Source organism: Helicobacter sp. 13S00401-1 (genome assembly GCF_002272925.1).
In the GTDB taxonomy this organism is placed as follows: domain Bacteria; phylum Campylobacterota; class Campylobacteria; order Campylobacterales; family Helicobacteraceae; genus Helicobacter_I.
This window is the reverse complement of sequence record NZ_MLAR01000001.1, coordinates 261,183-274,365: the sequence shown is the minus strand read 5'-3', so window position 1 is coordinate 274,365 and position 13,183 is coordinate 261,183. Positions and strand designations below refer to the sequence as shown.

At 34.0% G+C, this 13,183-nt stretch carries 13 protein-coding genes and 1 pseudogene; 8 read left to right on the top strand and 6 right to left on the bottom strand.

What is annotated here, in order from left to right; all coding sequences use genetic code 11:
* Positions 1 to 292: 292 nt before the first annotated feature.
* Genes BKH43_RS01345 through BKH43_RS01335 form a run of 3 tightly spaced genes read right to left on the bottom strand, consistent with a single transcriptional unit; the run spans position 293 to position 4,149 of the window.
* A complete protein-coding gene (locus tag BKH43_RS01345; protein WP_253248016.1) occupies positions 293 to 1,033 on the bottom strand; it encodes an ABC transporter ATP-binding protein in 741 nt (246 codons plus the stop codon).
* Positions 1,034 to 1,035: 2 nt separating this feature from the next.
* Complete coding sequence (locus tag BKH43_RS01340) at positions 1,036 to 2,010, bottom strand: iron ABC transporter permease (protein ID WP_095227718.1); 975 nt, start codon at positions 2,008 to 2,010, stop codon at positions 1,036 to 1,038.
* A gap of 9 nt (positions 2,011 to 2,019) precedes the next feature.
* On the bottom strand, positions 2,020 to 4,149 hold the full coding sequence (locus BKH43_RS01335) for a TonB-dependent receptor (protein WP_095227716.1): 2,130 nt from the start codon (positions 4,147 to 4,149) through the stop codon (positions 2,020 to 2,022).
* A gap of 114 nt (positions 4,150 to 4,263) precedes the next feature.
* Here BKH43_RS01335 and BKH43_RS01330 point away from each other — a divergent pair, with 114 nt between their 5' ends.
* Genes BKH43_RS01330 through BKH43_RS01320 form a run of 3 tightly spaced genes read left to right on the top strand, consistent with a single transcriptional unit; the run spans position 4,264 to position 6,613 of the window.
* Complete coding sequence (locus BKH43_RS01330) at positions 4,264 to 4,935, top strand: aspartate/tyrosine/aromatic aminotransferase (protein WP_095227714.1); 672 nt, start codon at positions 4,264 to 4,266, stop codon at positions 4,933 to 4,935.
* The gene (locus BKH43_RS01325; protein WP_095227712.1) at positions 4,932 to 5,585 is read left to right on the top strand and encodes a hypothetical protein; all 654 of its coding nucleotides are present in this window, start codon (positions 4,932 to 4,934) and stop codon (positions 5,583 to 5,585) included. Before BKH43_RS01330 ends, BKH43_RS01325 begins: the two co-directional genes overlap by 4 nt.
* Positions 5,582 to 6,613, top strand: a complete 1,032-nt coding sequence (locus BKH43_RS01320; protein WP_095227710.1) for an ABC transporter substrate-binding protein — start codon at positions 5,582 to 5,584, stop codon at positions 6,611 to 6,613. The genes BKH43_RS01325 and BKH43_RS01320 overlap by 4 nt, the downstream gene beginning before the upstream one ends.
* 28 nt (positions 6,614 to 6,641) lie before the next feature.
* Here the strand turns inward: BKH43_RS01320 and BKH43_RS08625 are convergent.
* Positions 6,642 to 6,785 (bottom strand): annotated as a pseudogene (locus BKH43_RS08625) (site-specific DNA-methyltransferase); the annotation flags it as partial.
* A 464-nt stretch (positions 6,786 to 7,249) separates the two neighbouring features.
* On the opposite strand from BKH43_RS08625, the gene BKH43_RS01310 reads away from it, so the two are divergent.
* Complete coding sequence (locus BKH43_RS01310) at positions 7,250 to 8,293, top strand: ABC transporter substrate-binding protein (RefSeq protein ID WP_095227706.1); 1,044 nt, start codon at positions 7,250 to 7,252, stop codon at positions 8,291 to 8,293.
* A 135-nt stretch (positions 8,294 to 8,428) separates the two neighbouring features.
* Here BKH43_RS01310 and BKH43_RS01305 read toward each other — a convergent pair whose 3' ends face one another.
* Together BKH43_RS01305 and BKH43_RS01300 are read right to left on the bottom strand one after the other, a co-directional pair.
* On the bottom strand, positions 8,429 to 9,160 hold the full coding sequence (locus BKH43_RS01305; protein WP_095227704.1) for an outer membrane beta-barrel protein: 732 nt from the start codon (positions 9,158 to 9,160) through the stop codon (positions 8,429 to 8,431).
* Between the two features lie 137 nt (positions 9,161 to 9,297).
* Positions 9,298 to 9,825, bottom strand: coding sequence for an RDD family protein (locus tag BKH43_RS01300; RefSeq protein ID WP_095227702.1), 528 nt, complete (start codon positions 9,823 to 9,825; stop codon positions 9,298 to 9,300).
* Between the two features lie 72 nt (positions 9,826 to 9,897).
* Between BKH43_RS01300 and BKH43_RS01295 the strand changes: the two genes are divergently transcribed.
* From BKH43_RS01295 to BKH43_RS01280, 4 genes are all read left to right on the top strand, one after another.
* A complete protein-coding gene (locus BKH43_RS01295; RefSeq protein WP_095227700.1) occupies positions 9,898 to 11,118 on the top strand; it encodes an ABC transporter permease in 1,221 nt (406 codons plus the stop codon).
* A 6-nt stretch (positions 11,119 to 11,124) separates the two neighbouring features.
* Positions 11,125 to 12,066 (top strand): hypothetical protein, encoded by a 942-nt coding sequence (locus BKH43_RS01290; RefSeq protein ID WP_095227698.1) that lies wholly within the window; start codon positions 11,125 to 11,127, stop codon positions 12,064 to 12,066.
* A 37-nt stretch (positions 12,067 to 12,103) separates the two neighbouring features.
* A complete protein-coding gene (locus BKH43_RS01285; protein ID WP_095227696.1) occupies positions 12,104 to 12,592 on the top strand; it encodes a histidine phosphatase family protein in 489 nt (162 codons plus the stop codon).
* A gap of 111 nt (positions 12,593 to 12,703) precedes the next feature.
* The gene (locus BKH43_RS01280) at positions 12,704 to 13,147 is read left to right on the top strand and encodes a DNA starvation/stationary phase protection protein (RefSeq protein ID WP_095227694.1); all 444 of its coding nucleotides are present in this window, start codon (positions 12,704 to 12,706) and stop codon (positions 13,145 to 13,147) included.
* The last annotated feature ends 36 nt before the right edge of the window (positions 13,148 to 13,183 follow it).

The window sequence follows — 13,183 nt, the reverse complement described above, 5'->3', positions numbered from 1 at the left end:
TTATTAAAAAAACTTTAAAAAACTTAAAAAATTAAACTAATCAAAACAAGAAAAGTAAGCCTTAATCGCTTGAGAAATGAAACTATAGTGAAGTGAAGCTTAAGGTTAGCTTAGAGGAAGGGGGGAAATTTAATACTTAGATATTTTTTCACATAAAACTTTATAAAAAAGTAAAAAGCGCTTAATATTTGGCTCTATTTTAGGAGTTTTAAGCAAGCAAAATAGATTTTGCAATCTAGACGTAAAATCTATGGAATCTAACTTACTAACCCTAAAGCTACTAGCCCTACTCTTAAAACCCTATATAGTCTAAGTCCAAAACTTTGCAACGCTTCAAGCTAACTTCATAAATAAAACTAAGATTACTTTCATTTAAGACCTCATCACTAAGACCATAAATATAGCTAGTATCTTTTTTTAGCATTAATGTCTTTCCTTTTAAGATTAAAGCGTGCATTGGAAAGTGGGTATTTAAGATAATACTTACGCCACTATCTTGCAAACGTTTTAGTAGATGCAAGATGATGGAGATATTTTTAAAGTCAAGATTAGATTCTGGCTCATCAAGTATTATTATTTGAGGCTTACAGATAATAGCCCTTGCTAGTAAAACCATCTGAAGTTCTCCACCACTTAAGGCATTACACTTTTTATCTTTTAAGTTTGCTATCTCTAGGCTTTCTAGCGTTTCTAAAGCTAGGGTCTTATGGGCATTACTTGGAGAAAAAGTAGTGTTTAATCCTAACAAAACCATATCTAAGACACTTAAGCCTATGGCGCTATTTTTAGACTGAGGGACATAAGAGATAAGTTTAAAAAGCTCTTTTTGTGAGTAGTGTTTTAAATCTTTGCCCATATAAGTAATGCTTCCTTTAGCTTTTAAAAAGCCCATCAAACATCTTAAAAGCGTAGTTTTTCCAACTCCATTTTGCCCTAGCACACTTAAGATTTCTCCTTTTTCTAAAGTAAAATTAAGACTTTTAAAAAGCTCTCTTTTATCCCTTTTAAAACTTAAGTCACTAACTTCTAGCACCTTCAAAGCCTAGCTCCTTTTAGTTTATAAAGTATGTAGATAAAAAATGGCGCGCCAACTACGCTAGTTACTATAGAGATTGGAATCTCTTCTTCTATGAGACTCCTTGATATATCATCAACTAAAAGCATAAATATCGCTCCTATTATCAAACTTATAGGCACTACTTTTGAGTTATCACTTCCAAAAAGTAGTCTAGATATATGTGGCACTAAGAGGCCAACCCAGCCTACTATCCCGCAAACTGAAACAACTGCAGCACTTATTAATGTACTAGCTACTATAAATATCACTCTATAAAACCTTACATTAACCCCTAAGCTTTTAGCTTCATCATCTTCTAGACTTAAGGCGTTTAGTTTATAGCTTAACAGCAAGATGATGCTTGATCCTACAAACATAACTATCATGCCTGTGATACTTAGAGGGTTAAAGTTAGTATTAAGTGAGCCTAAAAGATAAAAAGTGATGCTTGGGAGTATGTCTTGTGGGTCTGCTACGTATTTGATTAAGGATATAAAGCTTTGCATTAAAGCCCCTATGACTATACCGCTTAAAACTATCATTATAGTTCCATAAAGATTGCTACCTCTTGCTACAAATAAAGTTAAAAGCAAAGTAGCAAAGCCTAAGATAAACCCTAAAAGTCCAACATAAACAAAGCTTAGACCAAAAAGTAGTCCTAGCACACCACCAAATGCGGCCCCACTAGTAACACCTAAAATGTCTGGACTTGCAAGAGCGTTTTTAAAGATAGTTTGAAAGCTAGCCCCTGCTACGCTTAAAGAAGCACCTACAAAAATGGCAAGTAAGATCCTAGGAAGTCTTACTTCAAATAGCACTTTTTTAGCTATCTCATTATCACTATGAGTAAAGATTAGAGCCATCATCTCATCTACACTAATATAATAACGCCCTAGATGCAGGCTAAAGATAGCAACTACAACTAAAAGCATGAGTAATAAAACGTACTTCATAACTTGCTTTTAATACTTACTTGCAAACTTAACACTAAAGCTGCGTCCAGGCTCAACTAGAGGGTTAGTTAAGCTTTCATTAAAGGCTATAGCCTCTACTGTAACTGGGTTTCTACCAACTGCATTAAAGATATTTTCTACACCAAAGATAAGCATGGAATCTTTATCTATAAAAGGAAGATTTATCCCTATATAAATATCACTCATCGCATAAGACTTAGTAGGCCTTTCTTGAGTTATATCTATCCTAGTCTTACCTAAAAATGCCCTTTCAACTAGCTTTATAAAGCCAAACTTATCTTTATAGCCTAGCTCTACTCGACCAAAAAGTGGCGCTATGTAGCTTAAAGGCCTTTTGTTAGTTAAATCTTGCCCATAGGTATAGGTTAGATTGTAGTTAATAGTAAATCTATCATCAAAGAAAAAGAAGCCACCTTCTAGTTCTGCGCCGGCTATAAAGGCTTTGCCTATGTTCGTATACTGATTATTAGGTGTGCCATTGTTTGGTTGAAAAGTCTTTAAAGCTATCATATCTTCATACAAGGTACCATAACCAGCGATATTTAAAAATGCCCAATCTGTGTTAAATCTAAAACCAGATTCTAAAGTTTGAGAGTACTCGGGCTTTAAGTTTGGATTAGCTATAGTTGCTAAAGAGGCATTGCCCGCAGGTGTAGTTTGCATCCTGGTTCCTGGTCCACTAACCCTAAAGTTATGAGAGATATTAAAAAAGTGGCTTATATTATTAGTTATAAAAGTTACTCCTCCTAAGGCGCCAGTTATAGCACCATTATTTAGTACACCATTTTCATCTAGCAATTTGGAGTCTTGCGCACTTTCTGCTGCATACCTTTTTTTACCTATAGTTGTAAGGATGTAGTCTCCCCTTAAAGAAGGCTGCAAGATAAACCTTCCTTCTCCAATCTTCCAGTCATCTTTGATAAAAGCCCCAAAGTCAGTTTGACTACTAGGTCTGTTAGTAAAAGCATTACTTGAAGTTCCATCACTCATAGTGATAGTTCTTAAAACTCTAGTTGGTGAAATACTGGAGTAAAAATCTAGACCATAAATAAGATCGTGGGCTTTAAGATTAGTTTCAAAACTTAGCCTACCTCCTACTATGTAGCTATCATATACCCTTTGATGCACTAAAGTTTTTGGATTAGTAGTAGCATTTCTCCTATCTACATAAATATCTGTATCATACTTTCTAACATAAAGATAAGCATCCATACTTTTTGCAAAGCTTAAATTGTACTTAGTAAAGCCTATCCTTAGATACTTTTCTATTATAGGGTCTTCATACTGAAGCAGTCCATAACTTGAACCTGGACTTGCTCCAAGACCACCTGCACGTTTAGATTCCACATGCTGATATCTAGCTTGCACATAAAATCTTGTGTCAGTGCTATTTGTATAACCTGCGTTTAAATCAAATCCATATGAGTTAAAGCCTGAGTTTAAAACCTTGCCTAGTGGGCTTTGATAGTCACTTCCCCTCCTAGCACTAGCCCCTATTAATACATCAAAGCCATTGCCTCCACCAAGGGCTTCTATCCTTCCTGCTACACCGTTATTAACACTAGTGTACTCTAGAGCTCTAAGCCTTACTTGCATACTAAAGGGCTTTGAGATATCCCCCTTAAAGCGTCTAGTTTTTATATTTATAACGCCATTCATAGCGTCACTTCCCCAGATAGATGATGCTGGTCCTCTTAAAACTTCTATAGAATCTATAGAGTTAGGATCTAGCATATTAAGCTCTAAAGTATTACGCCCACTTAGTCTAACACCATCTATCAAAACTATAGATCTTGAAAGATTGGAGTTCATACCTCTTATGCTTATTTGCCCATTTATACCACCACTTCTTGAGTAAACTACGCCTGGCACGCTTTCTAAAAGGCCCTGCACACCACCTGATCCACTAAAAGATAGCGTATCCTCTTTGTCTATAAGGCTTATAGACTTGCTTTGATTCTCTATGATTAAAGGGGTACTACTAGCTTGCACATTTAGCGCGTCTAGAACTGTTGTTTTTGGGTTGCTTGAGTGCTTGACTTCATTTGCCAATACAAAGCTTAGTAAAAGTGGACTCACCAAACCAAGATAAGGCAGGGAGTGTTTTTTGAATTTCATAGTCAACCTTGAGAATTAATTTAAAAGCTAGCAGAAAACAAAAAGCCAGTGCTATTTATAAAATAAAATATTATAATAATTATTATCATTTTTATATAAAACTTAAGGAAAAATATGAGTTACTACCCCATAGATGAAAAATTTAAATGGGCAACTATCCAATCACAAGGATATATAGCTTATCTAGACTCTTTTGATTTTGATGCTAGCGGACTTTATAATCACTTCTTATACAAACATGGCTTTAAGCGATTAAGCCTATATGAAGACTTGAAACATATAAGGGACTTTAAAGTAGTGCTTGTGCCAAACTCAGTAGATGAAGTATTTTTAGATAGAAACAAAACATATGTGCAAGACTTTTTGCAAGACACCAATAATAAAAGGCTTTTTATTAGCTTTGCTTCTAACTTCTTGCCTTGGCTTCCAGGAAATAGCCTTTATACCCAAAGCAAACAAGCCATAAAGGATAGAAGCATAAAACAAAGCAAACATAGAATCTTTGAAGGGATTAGGGAGTATGACCTAAACTATAGGCGTGGAGTTAAAGGCTTTTTTAATAGAGGCTTTTTTGAGCCGCCACTTGATGCAGAAGTGATATTAAAAGATAATGAAAATAAATGCGTAGCATATATAGATTCTAAAACCACTAATGGCACCATACTTTGCACAGCAGGTGCTGACTTACTAGGCTATGGAATCTTTGATAACAACACGGCAAGAAGACTAGGACTAAATCTCCTAAGCTATATCTCTAACTTTCTAGTTAAGGATATACAGCTATGAAAAATGCAATAATCACAGGTGGACAAAGTTATCATCAAAACTTTTTTACAAACCAAAATGGCAAATATAAAAACTTTTTTAATAAAAGAATCTATATCCTAGACTTAGAAGATGTGGAGTTAAAAGACTTTGACTACTTGGTGCTAAGTAGTAGATTAAACCTAAGCTACCTTTTTAAAAATAAGCATAAATTAGAATCCTATCTTGATAATGGTGGGAATATAGTGAGTTTTGGAGAGATAAAAAAGCCTCTATTTCGCAATATCCACTGGCAAGACTATCCGACTAACTTTTGGTGGTGGGTATTAGAAGGAAGTGACTTACCACTATACGCCAAAGACATGAAACATCAACTTTTTAAATTTTTAGATGTGGATGAGTGTAAGTGGCACTATCATGGAGCCTTTTATCCGCCTACAGGAAGTGAAGAGATACTAGTAAATGAGATAGGAGAAAGTATAATATATAAAGATACGATTAGTTATAAAGGTAGTCTTTATGTAACAAGCCTAGATCCAGACTATCACATAGGGCAAGGCTTTATGCCAAAGACTGTACCTTTTTTTGACAAGTTTATGGCGTGGGTGGAATCTGATATCACTAAAAAATCTCTAGCTAAAAATGAGAAGTCTTTAAAAGAAACTCTATGAAAGCCCTTTTATTGCTACTAAGCCTCTTTAGTTTTATATATGCTTTTCCAGTTACGATAACAGATTCTAAAGGCTACAAAATCACGCTAATTAAAAAACCTGAAAGGATAGTTGTAGCCGGTGGTATGTGGCCTTTCCCTGCCTTGCTTATAGCCTTAGGAAAAGATACTAATAATTTAGTTTATGTGCCAAAGGCTAGCATTAGCGCGCTTAAAAATTCAATATTAGAAAAGTTTTATCCAAACTTAAAAAATATAAAAAGTTCAGACAGTGATAATATAGAAACGCTGCTCAACTTTAACCCAGATCTTTTTATCTGTCATAGTGCAAATGATAAACTATGCACTCTTATGAAACAAACTTCTATACCAACTATTATGCTAGATTCTAATCCTTACCCGCACAATTATGATTCTTTAAATTCTCTCTCGCAATGGCTAGACATAGCAGGCAAGATCTTAGATAAGCAAGCCTTAGCAAGCAAGATATTAAAAGATGCTATGCAAACTAGAGATTTTATAGCCAAAAGATTAGTTGGTATAAAGCCTAAGAAGGCTTTAATAATACATAGATTTAGCAAAAAAAGCGTGGTGGTTGGAGGTCTTTTTGCTAATTACTGGTTAGAAAAAAGTGGTGCTATAAATGTATACAAAAATATAAAAGGAGCCAAAAACATAAATCTTGAAGGCTTATACTCTAAAAATATAGATGTGATATTTATCACTAACTTTAACACCCTAACACCAAAAGAGCTAATGGCTAATAAAGACTTTGCCTTTATAAAAGCCATAAAAACTAAGCAAGTTTATAAGTTCCCTCTTTTTACTTATAGAACTTTTGCGCCAAGTCTTGATTACTCACTTTTACTTTATTTCTTAGCTAAAACTTTGCATCCTGAAGTGTTTAAAGATATAGATTTAAACGCAAAGATAAAAGAACACTTTGAAAAGTTTTATGGTCTAAAAGCTAGTGATAAAGATATAGATTCTATGCTTAGTCCTAGCCCAAAGGCTGGAATCACTAAGTAAAAACTAGAAAGATTGAGAATCTAAAAGACTAAATAGTTTTTAATAAAACTAGATCTTTTATCTTAGATTCTATCTTTGCTTTATTGGCATCTAGCTCTAACTTGCGTTTGATTAATATATCTATAAAACTAGCATCTTTTTCTATGCCTATAAATTTTCGCCCTAACATATTCTGCACCCCGCCAGTGCCGCTATCTTCTAAGATAGATTCCTTATTTATAACACTTATAGATTTGCTTTGTTTTTCTATATCTAATGGAGACATATTAGCTTGCACATTTAGTGCATCTAGTCTAGTGGCAACTGGCTTATGCTCTTCTTTTGTGTCTTTTAGGTCACTAGCAAGAAGCGGTATATTCACAAAACCTAGGCATATTAAAAATATATTTTTTACTTTCACCTATCTCTCCTATGTTTTTAATTTACATAAAATAATTACTTCCCTAATCCTCCTTATTCTTAGAAAAAGAACTATAATAATAATTATTGTAATATAAGATACAAAAAAGTGAAATAAAGTTAACAATTTGTAGTGAATATGAATAAATCTTAGTTTCTATTTAAAACAAAGACTATCTTTTAAGATATTTAAGAGCACATACGTTTATGTAAAAAACCATATCAAAGAGTTTTATTATGAAAATTATCTTTTTATTAGCTAGCTTACTAGGCTTTATCTTTGCTAGTTCTTCTAGCTATCCAGTCACCATAACAGATATCAAAGGCTATAAAGTTACTTTAGATAAAAGACCAGAAAAGATAGTTATAGCCGGAAACATGTGGCCCCTGCCTGCCATGCTTATAGCACTAACTAAAAACTATAAAGATCTACTTTTTATACCTACAGCTAGTTATAACGCCTTGCAAGATTCCATCCTTGAAAAATTTTATCCGGGCATAAAAAACATAAAACATACTAATAGTGAAAACATAGAATTACTATTAAGTTATAAACCTGATTTATTTATCTGCCACACTGCAAATGATAAACTATGCATGCTTATGAAAGCCTCTAAGATTCCAACCATAATGTTAACTACAAATCCACCGCCAGGTAAATATGACCCACTTAACTCGCTAACAAGTTGGTTAAATATACTAGGTCCAGTTTTAGATAAAAAAGACCTAAGTGAGCAACTTTTACAAGATGCAAAACAAACTCAAAAATTTGTAAAAGAAAGACTTATAAATACCAATCCTAAAAGAGTACTTATAATACATAGATTTAGTAAAAATGAACTAGCCGTAGGAGGCCTTTTTGCTAATCACTGGATGGAAAAAGCTAGCGGCATAAATGTTTATCAGAATCTAAAAGGCATAAAAAACATAAATCTTGAAGACTTATACTCTAAAAATATAGATGTGATATTTATCACTAACTTTAACACCCTAACACCAAAAGAGCTAATGGCTAATAAAGACTTTGCCTTTATAAAAGCCATAAAAACTAAGCAAGTTTATAAGTTCCCACTTTTTACTTATAGAAGCTTTGCTACTAGTGCTGATTACTCCTTAACGCTTTACTTTTTAGCTAAGACTTTGCACCCTGAAGTGTTTAAAGATGTAGATTTAAACGCAAAGATAAAAGAGCACTTTGAAAAGTTTTATGGTCTAAAAGTTAGCGATAAAGATATAGATTCTATGCTTAGTCCTAGTCCAAAGGCTGGAAATACTAAGTAAATAGTCTGCATAACCATAAAGCCCACATGTAATTTAAAGATTAAAGATTAAAAAAAGAGTAAAAAACTCTGCTAGCTTTAGTTACAAACTAGCAGTTAGGTTTTATTAAAAAGGATGAAGGTTTTTAAGGTCTAACTAGAAAGTATAGCTATAGCCAAGTTGTACTATATAGTTTCTTAAAGACGCGCGTTGGATGTTGTTTGGTCCACCTTTGACATCTGTTGCAACTATTGGTATCTTAGTGCCTAGGTTTATCCTTTGGCTATCTCCTAGATCAAGACTTACTCCTAGGTTTATAGGTACTGCAAAGCCATCACCACTTATATTTCTTATATCTGCTGGTGCTGCGTGCCCACCTACTGTTAAGTTAGTAGTGTTATTAATGCTATAGGCTGTGTAACCAAGTCCTGCTCCTACATATCCACTAAACATCTTAGTAAAGTTTATAAAGTAGTCTACGTTTAATGCTACTAGGTGGTTAAAATTAACAGCGCTTATCTTGCCACTTGCACCGCCATTAGTTCCTGCTGAAGCAGTGCCATTAGCCATGCCACCATTAGCCTGGGCTAACATACCTACTTGTGCTGCACTTAGATTCTTACTAGCAAAGCTTTGAGAGAAGTTATAGCTTAGGTAGTATCTAAAGCCTACTTTATCATTTATTTGTTGTTGATATCCAACATCAGCTCCTAGCATATAACCTACACCAGTGCTTGGCGCTAAGGCTGCTTGTACATCTGTGCTATAGGTAGGATCAGTTATAGGAAGACCTACATTACCACTTACAAAAACTCCACTTTTTGCATAACTTGCACCGCTAAGTGCGACAACTAGCCCTAGCACTCCTATTAAAGTCTTTTTCCTCATAGTTTATAGTCCTTAGATAATTTTAAGATCTAGCATCCTGTCTTAAAAACAAGCTCAAAATGATAGTATCAAGCCAAGATTGTACTTAAGAAAAAATACTAATTATTTAAGATTTAGTAAATTGTAAAGTTTGTCAACTACTTTTGTGGCTTTTGGGAAAGATTAGGACTTGAAACTACTGTAAGACCAGAAAGTACTTCTCTAAGAAATCTTTTGTCTTTTCTTAGTTTTATGTAAAAAAGTGGGAAGATTAAAGTCATCTCTATCATATAAACTATTTCAAAGATAACTAGCTGGAGTATCTTTGGTTTTTTATACTTTCCTGTCTCATCCTTACTATCTTTGAAAGGAACTAACTTTATACCTGTGTACTTATAGCCTGGTGTTTGTCCAGCAAGTCTAAAAAAGATGATTTCTACAATCAAAAAAAGCAAGGTGCAGATGATATGGGCTAGTGTGCTTGCTTGAAAAGCATCTTTACCATCTAAAACCACATAAGTTGCGATATATAATATAGGCATGGCTATCAAAAACATATCAGTGATAAAAGCCTTTATGCGTAAAAATGCATAAGCACTAAGCTTTTGTCCTGGTAAGCTTTCAGACTGTTTTTGGGTCTTGTTTTGCTGTAATGTCTTTTGCAGCCTTGAAGTTCTAGCTTTCATACCTAGTCGCCTTAAAAATTAGAAAATGTAATAGAAGTTTGATTCTAGCTAGAATCTAAAAAAGGAAAAATAATGAAGCTCACCTTATTCATACTAAAAAAGTATCTACGTTTTGATAAAACACAACCCTTTATATCTATAACTAGCATACTTGCCTTCATAGGTGTATGTGTAGGAGTGATGGTCTTACTTGTAAGCATGGGGATAATGAATGGCATGTCAGAAGAGTTTAAGAAAAAAATCTTCACCATGAACTATCCTCTAACTATCTATAGTCCACAAACTGGCGATATAAACGCTAGCTTAGAATCTAAACTAGCTAAAAAGTTTCCTAACCTTTATTTTAGTCCCTACATCCAAACTCAAGCTGTTATAAAAGTAGGCAGGGATGTTAAGACTGTGCTTATGTATGGTATAGATCCAAAAAAAGAAGTCCATGTTAATGAAGTAGTAAAAGAAGCCGTAAAAGATTCTACTTTTAATAATCCTTTTGAGCTTATAACTGGAGCTACGCTTGCTCAAAACTTACTGCTTAAAAAAGGAGAAAGACTAACTTTAATCTTTATGGACTTAAACCCAACAGGCCTTGCTTTAATCCCCCGCATAAAAGGCTTTGGCTTTTTTGGCACTTTTGATAGTGGGATAAGGGCCTATGATGATAGTTTTTCTTATACAAGTCTAAAAGCCCTAGAGATATTAAAAAACTATCCACAAGGTGTCTATGATGGAATCCACATCTACTCTAATAACGCCATGCATGATATAACTCCTATAAAAGCCTTGCTTGATGAGTACAACCTAACTCATGGCACTAGCCTTTTTGTAGAAGGCTGGTGGCAGCAAAATGGCCACTTTTTCTCAGCCATGGAGTTAGAAAAAAAAGCCCTTTTTGTAGTTTTAATGCTTATCATCCTAATGGCCGCTCTTAATATCATAAGCTCGCTTTTAATGGTAGTTATGAATAGGCGCAAAGAAATAGCCCTTTTAATAAGCCTAGGCACAACCAAAAAAGAAGTAAGAAATATCTTTTTGTCCCTTGGTCTTGTTATAGGCTGTTCTGGCATAGTGTGCGGGGCAATCTTAGGGCTTTTTATAAACTGGCTTTTAAAAACCTTTCCTATCATACATATACCAGCTGATGTTTATGGCATAAGCACTCTTCCTATAAACTTACTAACTAGTGACTTTTTAGCAACTATTATAGGAGCTTTTATCATAGTCTTTTTATCATCTTTATACCCAGCTTATAAAGCTTCTAAAATCAACATCCTAGAAGTTTTAAGAAATGAATAAACAAGCATGGAATCTTTTTCAAAGACTGAGTTAGAAGAGCTTTATAAAGTCTTTTTACTAACTTATGCTGGTAATATCAAGCTAAAAGACTTTAAAGCTAGGATGGATTTAAAAGAAATCTTGGCGCGTGATTATAGAAAAGATACTTTAAGCAAGCTAGATTCTAAGATACCAGTTAGTGGAATGTTTATAGGGATTAAAGATGAAAGCAGAAAATATAAGCTTGATAAAGACTTAAAACCCATAAATCTTTTAAGCCCTCATATAGAATCTTTTTGTGAGCGCTATGAGATTTTAGAGCATATAAATGAGCACAAAAAAACTTATGGTTTTAGGGCAAGTCTCTTTTTTGATAAGCAGACTAAAGAGTACTTTTTAACTATAGCTGGCACTGATATGTGTGAACATGCTTTTTTCAAAGAGCTAGATTTATGGGATATATATGCTGACTTTTGCATATTTAGCTTTTGTCTACCTTACTTGCAGTTTAGCAATATGCTTAAGTTTTATAAAGACTTAAAGCAAAAGTATGTTTTAGATGAAACAAACTTTTATGTACTTGGCCACTCACTTGGAGGCTACTTAGCACAGATACTAAGCCTAGCTTTCTTTGATAAGATAAAAAAAGGCTACTTTTTTCAAAGTCCAGGTGCTAGAGACTTTTATCTTGGGCTTTTTGCTAGATCTAAACTAACTAGCTTTGAAAAAGAAGTACTAAAAAATTATAAAGCTAATAAAAAACGTAAAGACTTAGAATCTAAGTTAGTTGATATCACTACTTTTAAAAATGCAGATTCTAAACACTACTTACAAAAAAACTTCATACAACTTTTTGGGAAAAAGGTAGCTTGCAAACGATATGAACTATACTTGGGTAGATTTGACACACACCATCCAGGATGTGCTTTGCTTCCTGTATATGATTATCTCAAGCTAAGTCACAATTAAACCTCTAAACTTTAAAAACAAATATAAGGTTATAAAAATGGCAGACTTAATATTATGGCGACATGCTAATGCAAGCTATGAAGCACAAAGCGATATGGAAAGAGAGCTTTCTTCAAAAGGTAAAAAAGAAGCCAAAAAGATGGCTGAGTTTTTAGAAAAAAATCTTTCAAAGCAAGGATTTAAAAACTACAAGATTCTAACTAGTGAAGCTACTAGAACTAAGCAAACTGCAAGCATGCTAGATGAAAACTACACCCCATGCAAAGAGCTAAATGTAGGCAGTGAAGCTAGTGATATACTAGAGTTTATAAGATGGAAAGAGCCTTTGAAAGATGGTGCTAGCAAGGTTTTAATCTTAGTTGGGCATGAGCCTTTTTTAAGCGAGATAGTAACCTTAGAGCTTTTAGGGCAAAAAGAGATTCTAAATCAAGCTTTTTCTTTTCACACAGCAGGAGTTTTTTGGCTAAGAAGTGATGAAACAGATGAAGTAAGCTTGCAGCTAGCTTTGATGCCTAACATGTTATAAAGTAACTCTTTGTAGCAAAGAAGTTTACATGGCTACAAGTTATGTCAATGTTTATAAAATGTAACGCTACTTAGTTACAATAACCCATACTAAAATTTTAAGGAGTTCAAGATGACACCAATAGTTAAACAACTAAAAGATTTACAAGCGGACTGTCTTGCATTATTTATGAAAATCCACAACTTTCACTGGAATGTGAAAGGTCACGACTTCCTTCCAACTCATATGGAAACTCAAGCGATGTATGAGCTATTTGCTGATATTTTTGATGACTTAGCAGAAAGAGTAGTTCAACTTGGAGAGATTCCTCTAACAAGTCTAGATGAGATAGCTAAACACACAACAGTTAAAACAGAAACTAGAACTAAGTTCGTATCAAAAGATGTACATACTGCTATGCTAGAAGAGTACAAAAACTTCAGAGCAAAACTAAAACAACTTGCTGATACAGCTGGTGAAGCTGATGACAGAGGCACTCAAAACTACTGCGATGACAAAATAACACATTTTGACAAAGCTATATGGCAACTTAACGCTAGAATAGTAGCTCCATAAGTAACATAGGCTTTATACAAAGCTAGCTTTAAACTA